The following is a 20,437-nucleotide window of genomic DNA, read 5'->3' as shown; positions in this document are numbered from 1 at the left end:
TTTGTCTATTTAGATTGTGATTTTTTAGATGATTCTAAAGAAAATCTAAATCAATTATGAATAAAATCTAAAATTTCTTTACTAATCTTATTAGGAATGGGGAATTGGGAATTGTCTTTTGTTATTGGTTATTTCTTCCTCATCCCCAGTCCCCAGTCCCCAGTCCCCAGTCCCCAGTCCCCCAAATCAAGGCGAAATGTTAGCCTCTAGCCAATAGTTTACGAATGCTTGAATGGTCTTTTTTAGCTCCTGAGCATCCATGGGCTTGACTAAATAGCCGTTTGCGCCTTTTTGGTAACATAATTCAATGTCTCTAGGGTTAGATGATGTAGTAAAAATTACTACGGGAATTTCCTTGAAACTTTTGTCCTGTTTTAGGCGCTCTAGAATGTCGCGACCATCAATACCTGGTAAATTCAGGTCAAGCAAAATTACTGAAGGTTTCAGTGTTGCCTGGGAATTGCGATCGCTCCCGTTTTGATAGAGAAATTCTAAAACCTCATCCCCATTCGTACAACGATGTATGGGATTTTGGACAGACATCCGCTGCATGAGGCGTTGTAGCATCTTAAAATCTTCATTGCTGTCTTCAACAACGAGCAGCGGTTCATGAAGTTTTGTTATCATCCTGCAATCTTAAAAAAACTTAACAAAAAGAAATATTTTTAAACTATCTTACAGCGATTTTTAACCAAATGAAATACACCCAATTCCAAAAGCAGGGGGAGATGAGGATTAAAAGGAGTCTGACAGGTATAGGTTATGACAAGAACGCTTGTAAAAGATAGGAAGGACGGGATCATAAAGTAAAAATTAAATTTTTGTAGTAGCGCGAGATGGTTAAAATAGTAAGGATATTTGAAAAGTTTTGGGCGAATATAATTCGCTACTACACAAGCGAAGTCCACCTCCTTTGGAAAACACGGAAAATCGAGTTATTGAAACCCACGGAGGTGGGTTTTGTCTATATAGTCGCGATTTCTAATCGCCGGGGTTAGTATTATCTTAAATCATGAATCAACCATCAAGCTTGCAGGTTAAATACAAAAAAATCTTTCCTATTTTTATGTTAGCGGCTAGTATCTTTATACTTTATGTAACCTTAGTTGCAGGATTTACACTAAATAGCATCACAGGTTTAGTACTTTTAGTTGTAAGTATTTTGATGTTGACACGCAATATAGCGGTAATTACACCAAACGAAATTCAGATGATGAATTTATTAGGAATGACATTGAAAACATATTCCTATACCCCTGACCAAATTGTCATTACAAATAACAGTATTATTATTAATAATAAAAAAGTGCTTTCAACATTATGGGCAGATATCAACATTAAAGAAGTAAGAAAATTGGTATTACAGACAGAAGATGAATAGGGACTGGGGACACGGGGACACGGGGACGCGGGGACACGGGGACGCGGAGAAATTTTCTCCCTCATCTCTCGGTTGGTGAGTTTCGGCTACGCGGAAATCGAGTGAAGTCGAGATTCAACTACCGCGAAGTCGAACCACATCCCCTCTCTTAGCTAACTAAGCAGCACAATCAAATAGCATAGTAGTCATATACCGCTCTGTCCATTCTGAGCCAAAGGATTTTTCTAAAACCCGGCGAGTTTTATCATTTTGTTGCTGCCTAGTGCAATAATATCTTTGTCCTGCTAGTATTTTTGCTACCTCCAGACGCGAAGTTAAAGGATTTGTTGTACTGGCAATTTGACAATGTAATGTTAAAAATTCCCGAACTTGTGTTAAAAAAGCCTCTTCTTCCTGAGTACCGACGGGACGTACAAACAAACAAAATTCCGAGAAAATATCGCCCCACTGAGGCAAGGCACGTGGTTGAGAAAACTCTGGTTTAGAAAGTGCCGATAAAGCAGTATAGTAACTCTTTGGTAAAGACCGATCTACATTGATTGGAGATAAATCAGCGATCGCTGCACTAATACTATCTCGCCCTCCCACTAAATCTGAACCAAAAATTGGTAATGCATATTCAGGATTAGGGAACATCACACAATGGAGAATATCTAACGATTTGCCTAACTGAGCTAGTTCTAAGTGGAGTTTCCGAAACTGCGGTGTTTGGTAACAGTGATTTTCGATAATCAGCCGCTCCCCTTCCAAGCAACCCTCAACATAACCTAAATCATCTGGAACCAAGTAGGGAGATAAATCTAGGTATTTCTGCCAAATTTCTTCAATACAGTTTGCTAACTTGTGAATTAGAGGATTTTGACGCGATCGCAATGGCGTTTGCATAGATTTAGGTATACGCTTCTATTTGAGTAAAATCTTTATATCCTTACATTGGCGCATCATCCGTGCAAAATGTGTGCAAATTGTCTGAGGGAATGAGGGAGTGGGGAGTGGAGGGATGAGGGGAATGAGGAGGGTGAGGGAGACGCGGGGACGCGGGGACGCGGAGAATAATCAATGACAATTCCCCAGTCCCCAGTCCCCAATCCCCAATCCCCAATCCCCAATCCCCAATCCCCAAAAAATTTTCCCACTTTTTCCGGAGAGTCTCAAGCTCTGGCTGTAGTCAATTACATACTGAAACTCTATACCGAACATGGGGCAACATATATATCTGGCCCCTATATAAACCTCCTCTTATTAAACACTGCTCTGGCCTGCCCCAGAGCAGTTTTTCGTTTACGAAAAAAGTCAAGTACCCTACGGAAAGTCTTCTCTACAAGACGCCCAACAAAACCGGACTTCGTTTGTTCTTGCTCCGATAGGAGAAGATTGCCCGCAAGTGGCATCAAATAATCTTTATTTCTGAAGGTAGGTAGAAACCTTTGTGGGTGGTTTATTTTTCCCTATTCCCTATTTCCTCTTCTCTTTCATAGTATGTATAAATTTTTATTCTCTGAATCTTAACTCAGGAAGATTGCACTGCACACCGGAAAATAGCATACTCAATATATATCAGAGTATCAATCCAAGCGTCTGCTAGACCACCATGACCAACGACTTTTCCAAGCAAAATCTCAGAGGTCATTCCTTTAAACGTCAAGACTTAACTGGTGCTGATTTTAGCTATGCAGATATTAGAGGTGTAGATTTTACTGGTGCTAATCTCAAAGAAGCCAAATTCATTGGTGCTAAAACTGGACTGCGATATCAATGGACGATGGGGTTAGTACTCATCTCACGCTTAATCTCAAGAATATCAAAAGCTTTTTCGGCATATATTGACTATTTATCATCGTTTAATTTTTACAATTCTACTGCTAACAACTTTTATGCGGGTGTTGTTTGTTTAGTTTTGCTGACAATCTTCTGGGTGTTCACTGTCAATAAAGGCATTGTGGTGGGTTTTGCAGCTTTTGTTATAGCTGTGGTTGGAGCTTTTGTTTTTGCCAAAGCCTTAGCTAAAGTAGGAATCCAAGCCGGAGCAAGAGCTATTACTGGAGCTGTAGCTTTTGCATTTGCCTTTGCGACAGTAGGAATTTTAGCTTTATTTTTTATCAATGCTGGATTCTTGGCTTTTGCCGCAGCGCTGCTGATTTTTTACATTGGATGGCGTGCTTTGAAGGGAGATGAGAGACAGGCTTGGACTCGCTCGTTTGAAATTATTTTTGCTGCTACAAGAGGTACAAGCTTTCGTGATGCAGATTTAACAGATGCAGATTTTACCAGAGCTACTCTCAAGAATACAGATTTTAGCAATTCAATTCTGACTCGTACTTGTTTTCACCAAGCTATAATACTGTCTTTTGTTTGTCCCGGCGCAACTTACTTGGGACACACACAAATACGTAATTTGTTAGTTACGGGACAAGGGCAAGGTCAAAATTTTGACTATCAAGACCTCTGGGGAATTAATCTCAAAGGAGCTAATCTCACGGATGCTAGCTTCGTTGGTGCAGATTTAAGTAAGGCTAATTTACATAAAGCTAATTTATCTAGAGCAAAGTTAGTAAAAACGCAATTGAACGGTACTGATTTGACAGATGCTACTGTCACCGGAGCCTATATTGAAGACTGGGGTATTACCAAAGACACTAAATTTGATGGGGTGAAATGTGAATACATTTATACATGCTTACCCACTTCAGAAAACCCTCATCCCTTTCGTAAACCTTACAATAGCCAGAAAACTTTTGTAGACGGTGAATTTTGTGATTTGATCGAGCAAATTTTTGACACCCTCGACCTCTACCACCAGGGTAATAATATACATGCGATCGCCACTTCACACCAGCAAAATGTTCGCAATCAAATACAAAGGCAACCAAGTGTAAATACTGAAGCATTCCTCACTCAAGATGACATTGGCAAGTTATTGGCAGAACTCGAAACTTTAATTCAAGGAGCAGAACTACCAGCCGATATCCAAGAAGAAGTAATTGAAGACTTAAGAGCAACCAAGAAAGCAATAGACAAAAAAGAACCAAATATCATCCGAGCATTAGACCGTTTAACAAACGTAGCAGAAATAATTGAAACGGCTGCTAATACTGTAGATGTTAATCAAAAACTCTGGTACACAGCTATGCCGATTATTGCCAAAGTTACTAACTTTCTAAGTGCTGCTGTGAACCCATAAACTCACCCAAATAAGTGAACAATGTTCATGTTTGCTATTTTGAACATATTCAACCAGAATACTGGGTTTAGCTGGCCCAAGTTCGCGCTCGCTGTAAACGATTGCGAATGCGGTTTGCCAAATCTATGCCCATCACTGGTTTACACAAGTAATCGTCAGCACCTAGAGTAAAAGCTTGATTTTGAGTTGTTGCATCTGTGAGGGCACTGACAAATAGAACTGGTAATCGCCGCCAACACACATCACTCCGTAAGACTTGGCATAATTCCAATCCATTAATTTGTGGCATATTGACATCTAACACCAGTACATCAGGTATTACAGCTTGTAATACTGTCCAGAATTGTTGCGGTTCTGCAAGGGTTGTAACTTTAAATCCCCAAGGATTGAGTAGTGATGGCAGAGTGTGTAACCAATCACGATCATCGTCTACAATCATGACCTTTGGTTCTAGAACTGAGCCACTCAGCAATTGTGTTACAGCTGCGATCGCATCTTCGGGAGCAATAGATGGTTCCAAAAGGATTTTCCCACCCCGCCGCACTATTTCCAAGCGATTAATAAAATCGCTGCGATCGCCCACAACCAAAATTGGCAAGTCGGTGTAACTTTGCGTCAAGTTTTGCAAATATTCCAGAAAGTTTGTTGCTTGTGTCTGTGGGGCGAGCAAAAGCAGCATTGCTTGGGGAAATTGACTACCGTACTCAGGGATTAACCTAGAGTTTAACCAGGTTCTAGCCATCTCAATTGTCGGTGCAATCGCTGTATTAATCCCCCGATTTGATGCAACAGTAACTAAAGATTGGGTAAAGTGGGAATCTTGACCGACAATCAACAACAGTGGTGAATGTTCAGAAGGCGACTGCAAGCCAGGAATTAAGGTATTGTCTTGGATTTCTCGTTTTAAGGCGTTCACCAAAGTTTCCAGTAATACTGCCTGTTGTGGTTGCAAAAGTTTATGACTTTCTAGTAAATTCTCTAGTTGTCGTGCCAATTGCATTCCCTTTATGAGTCCAAAAGTTCCTAGAGTTCCTGCTAGTTTGTGAGCAGTTTGTTGAGCATGTGCTTGCAGTTGATGATCTAGTGAATCAGCTTGTAAGTCTTTTACAGTCTGAGATAGTACCGTCAATTGTTCAAGACTTTTTGGTCTGCTAACTGCCCAAGTCTCATTGAGAAATGCTAGATATTTAGCTTGTTGCTCAGGATGGCGTTCTGTTGAACTCACACATGGGGTATTCCCCATACTTCGACTGCTCCTATCAAAGACGCTCTTGCTGGCTTGCTTAAGCATACGCTCAGTACAAGTTCCCAATTCCCCATTCCCTTGAATTTTCGCTTCTTGGTTGGGCGCTTTTAAGTAATAACCACGCCCTGGCATTGTTGCAATAAAATCAGGAGATGCACCTACTGCTACCAGCTTATGACGCAACCGCCTAATATGCGATCGCACAGTTGCCTCAGCGGGAAATTCCTCTGATGACCATAATCTGTCCAAAATCTCACCAGTACTAAACACATGCTGGCTATCCCACAACAAGAGTTCTAGCAATCTATATTCTTTAGCTGTCAGACATAAAGGTTGACCATCATAAGTTACTTCACAAGTACTTGGGTTGAGCAGTAAATCTCCCCAAGTCAGTAACGGAAAGGGGTTGACGCTACTACGGCGCAACAATGCTCGAATTCGAGCAATTAGTTCTAACCGATCAAAAGGTTTAACTACATAGTCATCTGCGCCTGCATCAAATCCTCTAACTTTAGCGGTACTAGTATCCTGAGATGTTAGTAAAAGAATTGGTGTAGTGTATCCTTCTGCTCGAAAATGTTGGCATAAACTAATACCATCTAACTTGGGCAACATAATGTCCAACACCATCAAATCATACTCAAATGTTGAACCATAATTCCAACCCATTTCACCATCTTTGACGGTATCTACGACATAGTTATGTGCTACCAAGCTCTTTGTTAAAACAGTAATTAGTGCTTCATCATCTTCCACCAGCAATATTTTCATATAGGAATCCTATTTGATTTTTGAAAAAATCAGTACATTCCAAAAGACTTCTTCCCTACTTTTTTAGTATTTTCTGTCAATGCATAAGTCCTATAGCAATCATAAATCATTCGTGATAACTAAAATCCCCGACTTTTTTGGGAAGTCGGGGATCTAGATAACGCGGATTCTTACAAATCAGATAGAATTTTCACAATTGGAGAAATAAAATTGTAGTTAAAAAAATGTGGCGTTGCTGAATCATAGGATGAAATATGATAGATTGAAATCTCAAACTCTTTATTCTCTCTGCGCCTCTGCGCCTCTGCGTGTTAGCGTAGCGGGGCGTAGCGGGGCGTAGCCCGATAAATCATCCTGCAATTATGCAACGCCAAAAATGTTGATTGAAGAAAGAGAAATCACTTTATGTATCGATGAATTGCTGATTTTTTTTCACTTCAAGTAACAGAAGAAGTATCAGTACAAGTTCCCCATTTCTCGTTCTCAAAACTAGATCTGCCAATGCAGAATCCTGGCAATTTGATCTGGTAGATCAAGCGAATTGAAAGGTTTAGTAATCACACCACTGACACCCAAATCATTAAACTGTCGCTTTTCTGATGTCTGTGCTTTGGCAGTTAAAAAAATAACTGGGATGTGTTCAGTTTCGGGATGCGATTGTAGGGCTTTAAAAGTAGCAATGCCATCCATATCGGGCATCATCACATCCAACAGAATAACATCAGGTTGTTCGGTTTGAGCAGTTTCGATACCTGTAGGCCCTGAACTGGCAGTCATTACATCCCAACCTACTGCCATGTGGATGCCAAATTGCACGACTTTTTGAATTGTTTCTTCATCATCAATAAATAAAACTCGTTTAGTCATATCAGTTATCTAATTAAATAATTCGTAATTCGTAATTAAAGGGAACGTTCCCTTTCATTGTTTGAATGTTGGTAATGTAAAGTAGAAAGTACTGCCTTTTCCAAGGGTACTTTCTGCCCAAATTCGACCCCCATGTTGTTCGATAATTTTGCGACAGATGGTAAGCCCTAAGCCTGTCCCTCCTTTTTTACGGGAATCGGTTGAGTCAACTTGTTGAAATTTTTCAAAAATGCTTTCGAGTTTGCCTTGAGGTATTCCTTGCCCTTGATCGCGGACACAAAACAGAACTTCGATAGGTTGGGAATGGGAAATGGGGAATTGGGAATTGGGAGCTTGTACTGAGCGAAGTCGTTCGCGTAGCGTCTTTGACAGTAGAAGTATTGGGAATTGGCAATGAGTGTTTGTTGTTTCTCCCCCTACCTCCCCTGCTCCCTGCTCCCTAGTTCCTAGTTCAACCGTTAACCCAACTGTCGTACCAGGTAATGAGAATTTGATCGCATTACTGAGTAAATTGGTGAGTGCCTGGACGATATAATCTGAATCTACCCAAATCTGGATATTCGCAGGCTGTGTTACCAAACTCACACCATGCTGTTGGGCCATTGGTTGCATTGCCTCGGCTGCTTGAGTTATTAAATCTGCGGCGTTGCAAGCTTGCTTTTCCATTGTGACTTCACCTGACTCAATCCGCTGCAAATCTAGGACGTTATTGACTAGGCGGACTAATCGTACTGTGTTCTCGTCGGCGATTTCTAGCATTTGCTGTCCATCGGTTGAGAGAGTTCCCAATCGCCCTGTAGCGAGGATTTTCAAGGCACTGTGTAAGGAGGTGAGGGGGGTTCGTAATTCGTGGCTGACTACGGAAATGAATTCGTCTTTCATCCGTTCAATGGCTTTGCGATCGCTAATGTCACTGGTGAGGGAAAAGAACCCTTTGACGGTTTTTTGTTCATCGATATGCGGAATATAGGTGACGTTTACCGAGCAGAAGTTGCCATCTTTGAGGGTAATTTCATTTTCGTAGGTGACTACATGACCTGATAAAGCTGCTTTGACATGGCTGTGCATTCGTTGGTAACAGTCTTGTCCCCATACGTCCTGAAGATGGCATCCGTGAATCTCTAGTGGTGACTGTCCTAACCAATCTTCATAGGCTTTATTGTTAAAGCTATACCGTTGTTGGTTGTCTACGTAAGCAATCAATACTGGTAATGCATTGGTAATTAAACGCAGTTGTTCCTCACTCCGTCGCAGAGCTTCTTCTGCTTGCATCCGGTCATTGATTTCTTGATGCAGATTACGATTGGCATCTTTGAGTTCGGCTGTGCGAACTTCTACCATCTCTTCTAAGTGTTCTAATAATTGGGCTTGGGCTAGAGCAATACTGATTTGATCTGCTAGTTGTTGCATCAGCTCTAATTCAAAATCTACCCAGCGTCGAGGATGATGACAGTGATGGGCAATCAACAATCCCCACAACTTATTTTGGGTTTGCGATTCGTTTTGTTGATGGGAATTCAGATTTTGCAGAATCGGTACAATCAACTTAGCTTTGATATCAAATTGATCGATGAACTCTACCAAACAATCCGCTAAATTAGCATTGGAATCATGTACATCTGCGATCGCCCGCACACGTCCAGCAGCGTATAACTTTTGATACTCTTGGGGAAAAACTTCTTCGGGAAACTCTAACTCAAGAATCGCCGGATATTCTGGCAGAACAGCTTCGCTGATGGCTTTACCAGTACCATCTGGTAAAACTTGATATATCAGTACTCGATCTGCTTGGAGAATTCGTTGCACTTCTGTAACCGTAGCCCGGAGGATTTCTTTTAACTGCAACGATTGCCGAATTTTGAGGGTTACTTCTGAAAATAACTCAACCCATTGCCGTTGACACCATAACTCATCTTTTGCTGCTTCTTGACGTTCGGTGATGTCTCTTAAAATCACAAGATGGCGATGGGGAGCGACATTCAAGCTTAAGGTATATTCCACCTCTCGCCGACTACCATCGGGACGTAATAGATAAAGTTCTCCTGTCGGCTGACTACCGTTTTGAATGCTCAAACAAATCTGTTGAAAATCTAACTCGGCATCTGTCAAATCAGCCAAATTCCTTTTTAATAGAGCTTTTTGGCTTAAACCAAATAATTTGCAAGCTGCTGCATTCACCTCGACAAAAAAACCTCGCTCATCCGTAACAGCGATCGCATCACAAGCTCTCTCAAACATTTGTTGGAGAAGCCGCTTTTGTTCTTGCCGCTGATTTGCCATCGTGAAACTAAATCTCTAGTTGCAGGTCGGTAACGATTAAGGCATCAAGTAAAAATAAGTAGTGCGAGCATCTTGCTCGCGCGGGCAAGATGCCCGCACTACAAATATTAAATTGTTCAACTTATTTTTACACGAATCCTAAGCTGAGGATGAAGGTTTAGACATTGCTTTATAGATTCAAATTATAATACGGTCTGTGAACAAACCTATTAAAAAGCAATTAGGACGACCCCGGAGTACCCAATCCCACCAAGCCATTCTGCAAGCAACTCTATATTTGTTGGCATAAGTCGGATTTGAGCGAATGAGTATAGATGCGATCGCTACACGTGCTGAAGAGTGCTGAAAAGCAAAAGCCTTACCATGAGGCAAGGCTAGAAAAGTTGCATTTCTATGGTAAGTACTATACCGCTAATATAAAGCAAATAACAGTTTCATGTGTACTCATTTAGATAGAGAATTGGGAACTTGTACTGAGCTTGTCCTGAGCGGAGCCGAAGGGCAAAGTCGTACCCCTACGCGTAGCGTCTCCGACAGGAGAAGTACTGGGAATTGGGAATTGTCATTTGTCCTTTGTTATTAGTTATTCCACGTCCCCGTGTCCCCATTACCCCTAAGCTAATAATCATTCAAATTGCATCCCCGCGTCTCCCCTTAAGCGCGTCCTCCGAAGTTTGCTCAACGGGGGGAACCCCCGCACGCAACTTCTCTCCGCGTCTTTCTGAGGTAAAGGATTATGCAAGTTAAAGGCAGATTAGCTTAATCCCCAGGGGGCCACAAGTTCCCCAGTGCCTAGTCCCTAACCCCCTGCCTCCAATCTAATGCCGCGCACAAAAATCTCGACGCAAGTTTCAAGATAAGTTTCACGGCTATAGATGTTTTGGTTAAGCTTGGCATTGCGGCATAGCATTCCTGCCAGTAGCATCCCTGTAAACATATCGACTGCTGGCAACAGATCGATATCAGATCTGACAACACCTTGTTTTTGGCTAGATTGCAAATAGGCTAATAGTTTGTCTCCTAAAGGCTTAGCAGCTTCTTGGATTACTTGTTTTGCTGCTTGAGGATGACGTTTAGCTTCCCCAATGAAAGTACGAATTAAGTCTTCCTGCGCCTCCAGCATATTATTATAAAGCTGAGCATAACGCCTGAGATCAACGCTCAAATCCTGTGTCCATGCTTCCGGCTGAGAAAAAACTTCTATCTGGAGTGCTAAAGCATTTTCAATCACTGCCCCTAATAGTTGTTCTTTGCTAGCAAAATGACGAAATAAAGTCACTTCATTTAGACCAGCGACACGAGCTATTTCACGGGTAGTTGCTCCTTGAACACCTAAACAAGCAAAGATTTGTGAGGCAGCTTCTATTAAACGAACACGGGTAAGTGAGGACGAACGGACAGCTTTATTCATTGAATATGTAAGTACTTACTTACATTATAGTAGTCGATTTTTAAGAAAACTTTTTATTCTCTTAAATATTTTTACATTTTATGAACAAAAGCAGAAATGTTGAATGTTAAGAAAAATCAGATAAACAATATTGTTCATAGGGCTGTTCCCAAATTTCAGCGGCTCCAAATTGAAGAATTTCCCTTTTTTTCACTTGGCTTATAAGCTTATAGAAAACTTTTCGATATACTGAATTTACATTAAGATTTTAAGTAGTAACTAAAGATTGATGAAAAGTTAAAATTGTGTCTCTCAGAGAACAATGGAATGCTGCGCGATCGCAACGGCAACAAGAAGTACTAGAACGCTAACAACAAGTTGCTACTTTTTTATTAGAGACACGTTCCCAACTTAACGAAGTCTGGCTTGAACAGCGACAACAGCGTGTAGCATATGTAGCAGCTATCAAAAATTATGTCTGGGGAACAACGTTAGCGTAGCGGTAGCGAGTCATCGAGCGTCGGTACGAGCGTCAGCGTAAAGCCTGCGGCATAGCTTCGCTTAGAGCGACACAGGAGCGTCGCGTCATTACGAATTACGAATTGGTATAAGACAGACCCCAACACAAAACTTGCCGTGAGAAATGTGGCTTTGTTAAGGTAAAGCTGTTATCTGCACATGAATTGCATGAGGGAGAGTATTTTGATTGTTGGCTGATGGCAATAGAACTCAAGAAATCATTACACTGAGGTTAGTTGCCATGCTGAAATTGACTGTCCACTAGAATCAATGACTCAACAAACTCCTAGAATTTGTATCCTTGGTGGAGGCTTTGGTGGTCTCTACACTGCCCTTGGCTTAAGCCAGTTACCTTGGGAATCTACGCAAAAGCCCGAAATCGTTCTGGTAGATCAAAGCGATCGCTTCTTATTTTCCCCTTTATTGTACGAATTACTCACAGGCGAACTACAAACCTGGGAAATTGCCCCACCGTTTGCAGAACTTCTACAAGGCACAGGTGTACGTTTTTATCAAGCGGTTGTATCTGGAATTAACATCGAACAGCGACGCGTACACTTACAAGACGGCCCGGAAATTCCTTATGACAGATTAGTACTAGCTTTAGGTGGCGAAACTCCACTAGATTTAGTACCAGGCGCAACATCTTATGCTTATATTTTCCGTAGTATAACTGATGCTTATCGCTTAGAAGAACGCCTGCGAGTGCTAGAAGAATCCGATGCTGATAAGATTCGTGTAGTAATTGTCGGGGCTGGTTACAGTGGTGTGGAATTAGCCTGTAAGTTGGCAGACAGATTGAGAGAAAGAGGACGCTTTCGGATTGTTGAAATTAGCGATCAAATCTTGCGAACCTCCCCAGAGTTTAATCGTGAAGCAGCAAAAAAAGCTTTAGAAACACGAGGCGTGTTTCTAGATTTAGAAACCAAAGTAGAATCCATCGGGCAAGACACTATTTCTCTAGAGTACAAAAATCAGACAGATACGATCCCCGTAGATTTGGTAATTTGGACTGTAGGTACACGGGTGACTCCCGTAGTCAAGTCTCTGTCTCTCAAGCAAAACCAGCGTGGTCAAATCACTACCTCACCTGCTTTGCAAGTACCTGAACATCCAGAAATCTTCGCTTTAGGAGATTTGGCAGACTGTTGTGATGCTGAAGGACAGCAAATTCCTGCCACCGCACAAGCAGCCTTTCAACAAGCTGATTATGCTGCTTGGAATATCTGGGCATCTCTAACTCACCGTCCTTTGCTTCCTTTGCGCTACCAACAGCTAGGGGAAATGATGGCACTAGGAAAAAACAACGCTACCCTTGCTGGTTTAGGAATTAAATTAGATGGGCCTTTGGCATACGTTGCCCGACGTGCTGCCTATCTGTATCGGATGCCAACCTTAGACCATCAGCTAAAAGTTGGTTTTAACTGGCTTGTTCGTCCCATCATAGACACACTTTCTCAATGAAAGACGACAAAAAGCAAGCAACTCAGTTTCCCCCGTTCCCTGCTTTCTTGCTAGATGTCTACAAAAACCTCACAGCCTAAAGTCAGGGCTGCACGACTAGCTGCGATCGCACCTTTACTCAACTTCACAAATGATACTAAACTGACATCGCCACAAGCTAGAACCAATTGAGAGATCAGGTGTTGTTCAATTTCCGAACGGTTAGACAAGTCCGGTAGCAGATGTTGTAAAGATTCGGTAAAAACTTCTGAATGTGTATGCACTTGTGCATCTAAACCACTCCACAGTTTTTCTAGTCCTCCCAATCCTAGTTGAGTTTCTACATCTAGGAATTTGAGTTGGGCTAGCACTTCAGCTTGCATAATTTGACAATGGCGATCGCGTCCTAAAAGTCCTTCTAATGCTGAGGCTGTTTGCCGTATTAGGAAATTTTTATCCAAGGTGAAAAACTTGGTTTTGAACAAAGTACGCGATAGGTGTTAATTGGATTTAATGTCACACTTCAAGTTACGATAAATCTCACTTGTTGAGTGCATCTATACCGCGATGGCAAAACCTGCCGATGTCAGTACCAAAAAATTAATCAGCCTTGCGCCCAACAACTGGGCAAGATGGGTAACGCAGATTCCTGATGTTGTTGCCGAGGAAATTGTAACTGGTGAATTTCAGTGGATTAGTCGAGAAACTGATGTTTTAATCCGTGTCAACAGTTCTCAGTATGGAGAATTTTTGCTTCTCAACGAGTTGCAATTACGATACAAACCCCAAATGCCACGTCGGATACGTGCATATGCAGCACTAGCAGAAGAAAAATATCATTTACCAATATACCCTGTTCTGATCAACATTCTAAAAACTGGCAACAACGAAATACCCACGAGCTTTATCTCCAATCTTGCAGGATTACGGGCAATACAAGATTATCGGGTAATTAACCTGTGGGAAGTTGATGTCAATATTGCTTTTCAACAACCGTTACCATCCTTACTGCCGTTTGTCCCCATTCTCAAAGGTGGCGAAAATGAATCTACCATTAGAGAAGCATTACAAATTCTGCGTGCAGATGAACAACTAAACCAACTGGAAACGGTATTAGCTTTTTTTGCTACGTTTGTTTTAGAGAGTGGGTTAGTTCAGGAAATTATGAGGTGGGATATGACTGTGTTACGTGAATCGCCTTGGTATCAAGAAATTTTACGCGAGGGAGAAGCACGCGGAGAAGCACGCGGAGAAGCACGCGGAGAAGCACGCGGGGAACTGCAAGGAATACTTTCTGCTATTGAAATTAATTTAGAGTTGAAGTTTGGTGATAATGGGTTACAATTGATGCCACAAATCAACCAAATTAATGATTTGGAGCGTTTGAAAGCAATTTTACGAAATGTTGTAACTACAAATACTATTGAGGAATTGCAACAGGTTTTGTAATTTAGATATAGCAATCCTCAATCATTAGTGAGAAGTTGGGTATCTGAACACCGCGAAGTTTCACAAAAATGACCGCGAAGTTTCTAGCTTTTTCTTCGGCGCGATTGCTCAAGCCAACTAACTCTAATAATTCTAAGCCCCTAGCCCCTTCCCAAACTGTTCCATGAAACGGCGATCAAGCAAGTCTTTCCAACACCATAGTAGTTGGTGGGGTGGTAGAGTCAGGATACCTCTTGTGGCGATCGCTCGTCCATCTCCTGTACCAATTAAACTTAAATACTGTTTCTGTGGTCTATAAGGTTTCAGCGGTTTATTTAATAAAATCCGCTGCAAGTTCTCAAATAAAGGTTTACCTTGACGGACTGCAAACACCCCTGCTTTGGGACGGAGATGATTTACCATTGTGGCAATATCACCAGTCGCAAATACATGTGGATGTGTTTGAGATTGCAATGTGTCGTCTACTAAAATAAAGCCTTGCTCATCAGTCCCCAGTCCCGTTGCTTTTACCCACTCAGGTGCAGATGCCTGTGTTACCCAAAAAATTTTGTTACACTCCACTGTCAACCCAGACTCGCATTTAACCTCAAGCATTGCTTCTTTCCTTCTGTGAACTAGTAAATTAGGTGTGAGATTTGATGGTGCAACTTGGCAGACAGTTTCGCCCAAATGCAACTTGATGCCACGCTGAGTTAAGATTTGTTTCGCTTGACGCCGCGCTGAGGAATGATAACTAGGCAATAATTCCTGGTGACGCTGGAATAAATGAATTGCTAAATTTTTAACATTAGCGAGTTCTTGATCATCCCAACACCCTAAAATCCACTGTAGATGACTTTGCATTGACAGCGCCAATTCTACACCACCAGCACCACCACCCACAATTCCAATACTCAGAGGTTGTTGGGAATTTTTGGCTACATCTTCCAGTAGGTGATACCAATGTTCTAATAGGTTTGCTACTGGTTTTGCAGCAATTGTATATTCTGTGGCTCCTGATACAGATATTCTGGCTGGAGTACTGCCAATATCAATGGACAGCACATCAAAATCTACTGCGGGTCGGTTAGCACAAATAACTTTGTTGTTTTCCAGGTCAAGGGCAACTACTCGATCAATATACAATTGTGCTTGAGCAAAGTTTGCTAGCGATCGCAAATCAATATGACATTCATCGTGGCTGTAAAATCCGGCGATATGTCCTGGTAGCATTCCAGAGTAGGGTGTATCTGAAGCTAGAGTAATTAAAGTCAAACGTATTCCTGGTGACGGTTTGGTACCAAACATTTTCAAGACAATGGCATGGCTATGACCGCCACCAACCAACACTAAATCTTTAGTTCTTGGCTGTAAATTTTGCTGCATTCATCAATTATTAGCATACTAATTCGTAATTCGTAGAAAGGCTTGCTTTAAGACGTTTTCAACACTTTTAAGAGGATGTTTGAAAAGTTTTGGGCGAATATAATTCGCTACTACACAAAGCTTAGTCCACCTCCTTTGGAAAACACGAAAAATCGAGTTCTTGAAACCCACGGAGGTGGGTTTTGTCTATATAGTCGCGATTTCTAATCGCCGGGGTTAGTATTAATTTAGACTTTTCAAACAACCTCTAAAAGACGCTTCAAAAGCGCGTCTCTACACCGTCTGTATTTGTATCAGGATTTTCGTGAATTGGTATAACAGGGAAAACCCTTGCTTAAAAACATTGTTAAAATTTAAGCTAATCTTTTGATGGATATGTTGACAGTAATTATTCATACTTTATAGACGATGAAAAATATCTTACCAAGCAATCATAATTTATTAAAAAAAATCTTCCTTGAGATATATGCTGCTGCCAAAAAAATCAAACAAACTCAAATTCAATCACCAAAACAGCGCTTAAGCCTAGCGATCGCACAGCTACAGAATGCAACGATGGCAAGCAGTTTAGCTGTAATTAAAGATTTAGAGCAAATTTCCCAAGAGCATCCCCAATATCACTGGCTGATCATGGATATTCTTACTACTTTTATCCGAGATCATGCACCTTATATATCCCAGCTAGAAGTAACAAATAATTTATCAGCAAAAGTCTCTCACGAGATTCAAGCAGCCCTAACTGTTATTGCCAACAGAAATGTCAACAAAGACTCAGAAAATGAGCAGCTTGATTTAAGTCATACAGATATGAGAGGCGCAAACTTGAGTGGGGCAAACCTTGAACAAACAAATCTTTATCAAGTTAATCTCTCAGGCGCGAACCTCACAGGGGCAAATCTCAAAGGAGCAATTCTCACTGCTGCTAACCTCACTGGAGCTAACTTATACCGAGCCAATTTAGAGGGCGCAATTCTCAGTGCAGCCAATCTCGAAAAAGCAAACCTCTCTAAAGCCAATCTCAATCGAGCCAACCTATATCTAGCTAGGCTGCATAAAGCCACCCTGAATGATGCCATACTCACACACGCAAACCTCAGAGAAGCCAAATTTAGGAAATAGGGAACAATAATAACTAAGCCCGCCCACCCTCGTTGGGCTTGAGAGCATTGCAAAGGGCAAGGCTTTGTACTTAAAAAGAAATTAAATATTTCTCCTCAACAATCTAAATAATTATTCTGAGGCTATTAAAATTTTCAGCTAAATGCTATACTATTTTTCCCCATTACTAAGTAAAAATCCTGCTTTGTGAGGAATATTTCTGCCATGTCTGCTAAAAAGACAGACGCTTTGTTGAATTGGTTAATAACCATAACAGTTATATTCGCTCTCTTGTTGGCTCTAATCTTCTTCGCATTGTTCAATATCAAAGAACTATCAATTCAGGAACAAATACAGTATAGAAACCAAGCATTAACAGCTACTGCAATAGTTTTTTTATCATCAGCAGTCATGTTTAATGCTTACTATGCAGCGAAGCGTGCCCAAGCTATGCATAAAAATGCGATCGCCGCCGAAAAAAATCTGGAAATTGGCATTCAAAATGCCAAACTCAATCAAGACAGATTAGTTGCAGAACGTTTTATGAGTGCGATCGCTCAGCTGGGACATGAAAAGATTGAAACTCGCACAGGTGCAATTTACGCACTAGAACGAGTTGCCCAAGAATTTCCTAAAGAACATTGGACAATCATGGAAATCCTCACTGCCTTTGTGCGAGAAAATACACAAATTCAGCAGTTAGAGGGAGAGCCAAAAAAACTGGAATACTCGCCAGTAGTTTACTCAGGTAGGCGTAGAAGTGGGGTGCGTTCTGTACAGCATCTAGACCAAAACCTCCACGACGAATCACCAAAAATTCGCACCGATATTCAAGCAGCTCTGACTGTGATTGGACGGCGCAATTTGTTTGAAGATCCCAAAGATCAAAGACTTGATTTACGTCATACCAACATCAGGCGCATAGACTTACTAGGAGCCAACCTCCAACAGGCAGATCTGCGAGGGTCTGATCTGAGTGGGGCCGACCTGCGAGGAGCGGATCTTTCTGAGGCTAACCTTGATGGAGCTAAACTCGTTGGCTCTATTCTCTATGAAGCTAACTTAGTCAAAGCTAGCTTGTGTGGAGCTAACCTTTGTCGAGCCAACCTCAATCGCGCTAACTTCTCTGGAGCCAACCTGCGGACAGCTAACCTCTCTGGCTCAAGTCTGCGTGCAGCTAATTTACAAGGAGCAAACCTTTATAAAGCTAACTTGCAACAAGCCACGTTGAAAGTTGCCGACCTCTCTGGAGCTAAGCTATTTTTAGCTAACTTGCAAGGAGCAAAGCTTGGTAAAGCCAACCTGCACAATACAGGTTTGATCGGAGCCAACCTCAATGGAGCCAACCTCAACGGAGCCAACCTTTCTGGAGCCAATCTCAATGCCGCGAAACTACAACAAACAGAAGTTTATTTTGCCAACCTCTCAGAAGCCACCTTGACCGAAGCTGATCTGAATCTTGCCAATCTCATCGGAGCTAACCTGCAAAGAGCCATCTTTTATCAAGCCAACCTCACTAAAGCAAATCTCATGGGAGCTAACCTATTTGGTGCAAACCTTGGTGATGTCAAACTTGAAGGAGCAATTTTGACAGGAGCTAAAAACTTAGAATCACAACAAATTAGAATGGCACTGGGCGATCGCACAACTCGCCTACCGGATGATGTCGAAGCCCCAATACATTGGCGGCAATCTCTATAAGCCACCGTTATTTAGGTGCATCCTACCACTTTCGCTAATAGCATCTTTAAAATTCAAAATTCAAGTTGCGCTGGAAGCGCACCAAAGGTGCAACTCAAGATTCAAAGTATTAAAATTTCTCCCTTGTCCCCCCGTCTCTTCATCCCCGCATCTACCAGACGATATTAAATTTTCAACACATTGATAATAGTATTAGTTATTAAATTATTAAGCTTTATTAACTAAATAGTTAAAAATATTGAGAATCATAATTTATATTTTTTGTCAAGAGAATATATGATGAATAGATGACCAAGTTTTCATGGAGTAAATCTATGCATTTGTCAAGATTATCAGTGTTCTTACGGTATTAAATCTTTATGAAAGCTCATAGGATTGACCTAAATTAATCACCATAGGAGTCAAAGATGAAGACTCATGATATGTCTTTCATAAAGACTAATGAAATCACAAGTTTGTTGCTAGTTGTCTCAGTTATTTTTATTTTCTCTTTAACTTTAATTTTCTCATTTTTTGCAGACCTTCAAGGTGTTTCTACACTACCAAAGATAGAGTATATCACTCAAGGTTTAACAACCGTTGCAATTATTTTTGGTGGATTGTCATTTATTCTTAATGCTTATTATACATCAAAACTCTCTCTGGACATGGATCAGAGTGGTTTTACAAAACTATTGCGGGGTGAAATTAATTGGTATCATAATATCAATACCAATCACAATTTTCCACAGCCAACTACAGAGGAATTTATTCCAGACCGCTTTTCTAAAGCAATTGAACAGTTGGGTAACGAAAAGATTGAAACCCGATTTGCTGCAATTTATGCTCTAGAAAGAATTGCCAAGGATTTTCCAAAAGATCATTGGACAATTATGGAAATTCTTGCTGCTTTCATCCGAGAAAATGCACCAATCAAACAGGAATATGACGAAGGAATAGAAGAATTATCAAAACTTCCTACAGATATTCAAACAGCTTTAACTGTGATTGGCCGCCGTAATTTCCACAACGATTTAGCAAATCAGAGACTCGATTTACGTGATACAGATCTCAGAGGTGCAGACTTAATGCAGGCAAACCTCTCTAAGGCAATTCTCTCTGGGGCTAACTTGCAATGGACGACCATGAGTCGCGCCAACCTTGCTGAGGCAGATTTGACAGAAACTAATCTTTCTGGCTCAATTCTCTATGAAGCCAACCTTTCCGGTGCAATCCTTCCAGGAGCGAATCTCCAACAGGCAATCCTCAGAAAAGCAAATCTTTCTGGTGTAATCCTTGAGGATGCCAATTTAGAAGGTGCAAGTCTTTATGATGCCAACTTAGAAGATGCAGTCCTTAGTGATGCCAACCTAGAAGGAGCAATTCTTTGTGATGCTAACCTTTGTCGGGTGAATTTCGAGGGTAGTAACCTCCAAGCAGCCAATTTGATCGGGACTAACTTGCAAAAAGCAAAACTTATTGGGGCCAACTTAGAAAGTGTGTTGCTCAGTACAGCCAACTTGGAAGAGGCTAATCTGCAAGAGGCAAACCTCAACCAAGCTAAACTACAACAAGCAAATCTAATTGGCACTAACTTCCAAGATGCAACTCTGGAGAAAGCTAACCTCTGTGGTGCGAACTTGAGTGAATGTGAGAACTTGGAACTATACCAAATTGAAATGGCAATTGGCGATCGCACAACCACCCTACCCAGAAATCTCCAACTACCCAAACATTGGCGAGCATAGAGACATCGCAACGCCACTT

Annotated in this window: 14 protein-coding genes and 2 pseudogenes; 8 read left to right on the top strand and 8 right to left on the bottom strand. The window is 41.3% G+C overall.

What is annotated here, in order from left to right:
- Positions 1 to 186: 186 nt before the first annotated feature.
- A complete protein-coding gene (locus AC5JMF_RS02855) occupies positions 187 to 627 on the bottom strand; it encodes a response regulator (protein WP_495794214.1) in 441 nt (146 codons plus the stop codon).
- Between the two features lie 385 nt (positions 628 to 1,012).
- Here AC5JMF_RS02855 and AC5JMF_RS02850 point away from each other — a divergent pair, with 385 nt between their 5' ends.
- The gene (locus AC5JMF_RS02850) at positions 1,013 to 1,381 is read left to right on the top strand and encodes a hypothetical protein (protein WP_495794213.1); all 369 of its coding nucleotides are present in this window, start codon (positions 1,013 to 1,015) and stop codon (positions 1,379 to 1,381) included.
- 156 nt (positions 1,382 to 1,537) lie between these two features.
- Here the strand turns inward: AC5JMF_RS02850 and AC5JMF_RS02845 are convergent, their stop codons facing one another.
- Positions 1,538 to 2,266, bottom strand: a complete 729-nt coding sequence (locus AC5JMF_RS02845) for a phycocyanobilin:ferredoxin oxidoreductase (protein WP_495794212.1) — start codon at positions 2,264 to 2,266, stop codon at positions 1,538 to 1,540.
- Positions 2,267 to 2,972: 706 nt separating this feature from the next.
- Between AC5JMF_RS02845 and AC5JMF_RS02840 the strand changes: the two genes are divergently transcribed.
- Positions 2,973 to 4,562, top strand: coding sequence for a pentapeptide repeat-containing protein (locus AC5JMF_RS02840; protein ID WP_495794211.1), 1,590 nt, complete (start codon positions 2,973 to 2,975; stop codon positions 4,560 to 4,562).
- A gap of 67 nt (positions 4,563 to 4,629) precedes the next feature.
- Here the strand turns inward: AC5JMF_RS02840 and AC5JMF_RS02835 are convergent, their stop codons facing one another.
- From AC5JMF_RS02835 to AC5JMF_RS02820, 4 genes are all read right to left on the bottom strand, one after another.
- Positions 4,630 to 6,579: a response regulator gene (locus AC5JMF_RS02835; protein WP_495794210.1), complete on the bottom strand. Its 1,950-nt coding sequence runs from the start codon at positions 6,577 to 6,579 to the stop codon at positions 4,630 to 4,632.
- 489 nt (positions 6,580 to 7,068) lie between these two features.
- Positions 7,069 to 7,446: a response regulator gene (locus AC5JMF_RS02830; protein WP_495794209.1), complete on the bottom strand. Its 378-nt coding sequence runs from the start codon at positions 7,444 to 7,446 to the stop codon at positions 7,069 to 7,071.
- Positions 7,447 to 7,500: 54 nt separating this feature from the next.
- A complete protein-coding gene (locus AC5JMF_RS02825) occupies positions 7,501 to 9,726 on the bottom strand; it encodes a PAS domain S-box protein (RefSeq protein ID WP_495794208.1) in 2,226 nt (741 codons plus the stop codon).
- 799 nt (positions 9,727 to 10,525) lie between these two features.
- Entirely contained in the window at positions 10,526 to 11,137 is a 612-nt protein-coding gene (locus tag AC5JMF_RS02820; protein WP_495794207.1) for a TetR/AcrR family transcriptional regulator, read from the bottom strand.
- Between the two features lie 611 nt (positions 11,138 to 11,748).
- Here AC5JMF_RS02820 and AC5JMF_RS02815 point away from each other — a divergent pair.
- Both AC5JMF_RS02815 and AC5JMF_RS02810 read left to right on the top strand, forming a co-directional pair.
- A pseudogene (locus AC5JMF_RS02815) lies at positions 11,749 to 11,865 on the top strand (GNAT family N-acetyltransferase); the annotation flags it as partial.
- Between the two features lie 40 nt (positions 11,866 to 11,905).
- A complete protein-coding gene (locus tag AC5JMF_RS02810; RefSeq protein WP_495794206.1) occupies positions 11,906 to 13,099 on the top strand; it encodes an NAD(P)/FAD-dependent oxidoreductase in 1,194 nt (397 codons plus the stop codon).
- A gap of 53 nt (positions 13,100 to 13,152) precedes the next feature.
- Here AC5JMF_RS02810 and AC5JMF_RS02805 read toward each other — a convergent pair.
- Positions 13,153 to 13,521 (bottom strand): annotated as a pseudogene (locus tag AC5JMF_RS02805) (precorrin-8X methylmutase); the annotation flags it as partial.
- 124 nt (positions 13,522 to 13,645) lie between these two features.
- Here AC5JMF_RS02805 and AC5JMF_RS02800 point away from each other — a divergent pair.
- Positions 13,646 to 14,527 (top strand): Rpn family recombination-promoting nuclease/putative transposase, encoded by an 882-nt coding sequence (locus AC5JMF_RS02800; RefSeq protein ID WP_495794205.1) that lies wholly within the window; start codon positions 13,646 to 13,648, stop codon positions 14,525 to 14,527.
- Positions 14,528 to 14,659: 132 nt separating this feature from the next.
- Here the strand turns inward: AC5JMF_RS02800 and AC5JMF_RS02795 are convergent, their stop codons facing one another.
- Positions 14,660 to 15,892 carry an FAD-dependent oxidoreductase gene (locus tag AC5JMF_RS02795; protein ID WP_495794204.1) on the bottom strand — a complete coding sequence of 411 codons (1,233 nt, stop codon included), beginning with the start codon at positions 15,890 to 15,892 and terminating at the stop codon, positions 14,660 to 14,662.
- A 408-nt stretch (positions 15,893 to 16,300) separates the two neighbouring features.
- Between AC5JMF_RS02795 and AC5JMF_RS02790 the strand changes: the two genes are divergently transcribed.
- The 3 genes from AC5JMF_RS02790 (at position 16,301) to AC5JMF_RS02780 (ending at position 20,418) form a co-directional block, all read left to right on the top strand.
- Positions 16,301 to 17,011: a pentapeptide repeat-containing protein gene (locus tag AC5JMF_RS02790; protein ID WP_495794203.1), complete on the top strand. Its 711-nt coding sequence runs from the start codon at positions 16,301 to 16,303 to the stop codon at positions 17,009 to 17,011.
- 204 nt (positions 17,012 to 17,215) lie between these two features.
- Positions 17,216 to 18,691: a pentapeptide repeat-containing protein gene (locus AC5JMF_RS02785; protein WP_495794202.1), complete on the top strand. Its 1,476-nt coding sequence runs from the start codon at positions 17,216 to 17,218 to the stop codon at positions 18,689 to 18,691.
- Positions 18,692 to 19,113: 422 nt separating this feature from the next.
- A complete protein-coding gene (locus AC5JMF_RS02780) occupies positions 19,114 to 20,418 on the top strand; it encodes a pentapeptide repeat-containing protein (protein WP_495794201.1) in 1,305 nt (434 codons plus the stop codon).
- The last annotated feature ends 19 nt before the right edge of the window (positions 20,419 to 20,437 follow it).

Source organism: Desmonostoc vinosum, assembly GCF_059505385.1.
This window is presented reverse-complemented; position numbering and strand designations above follow the sequence as displayed.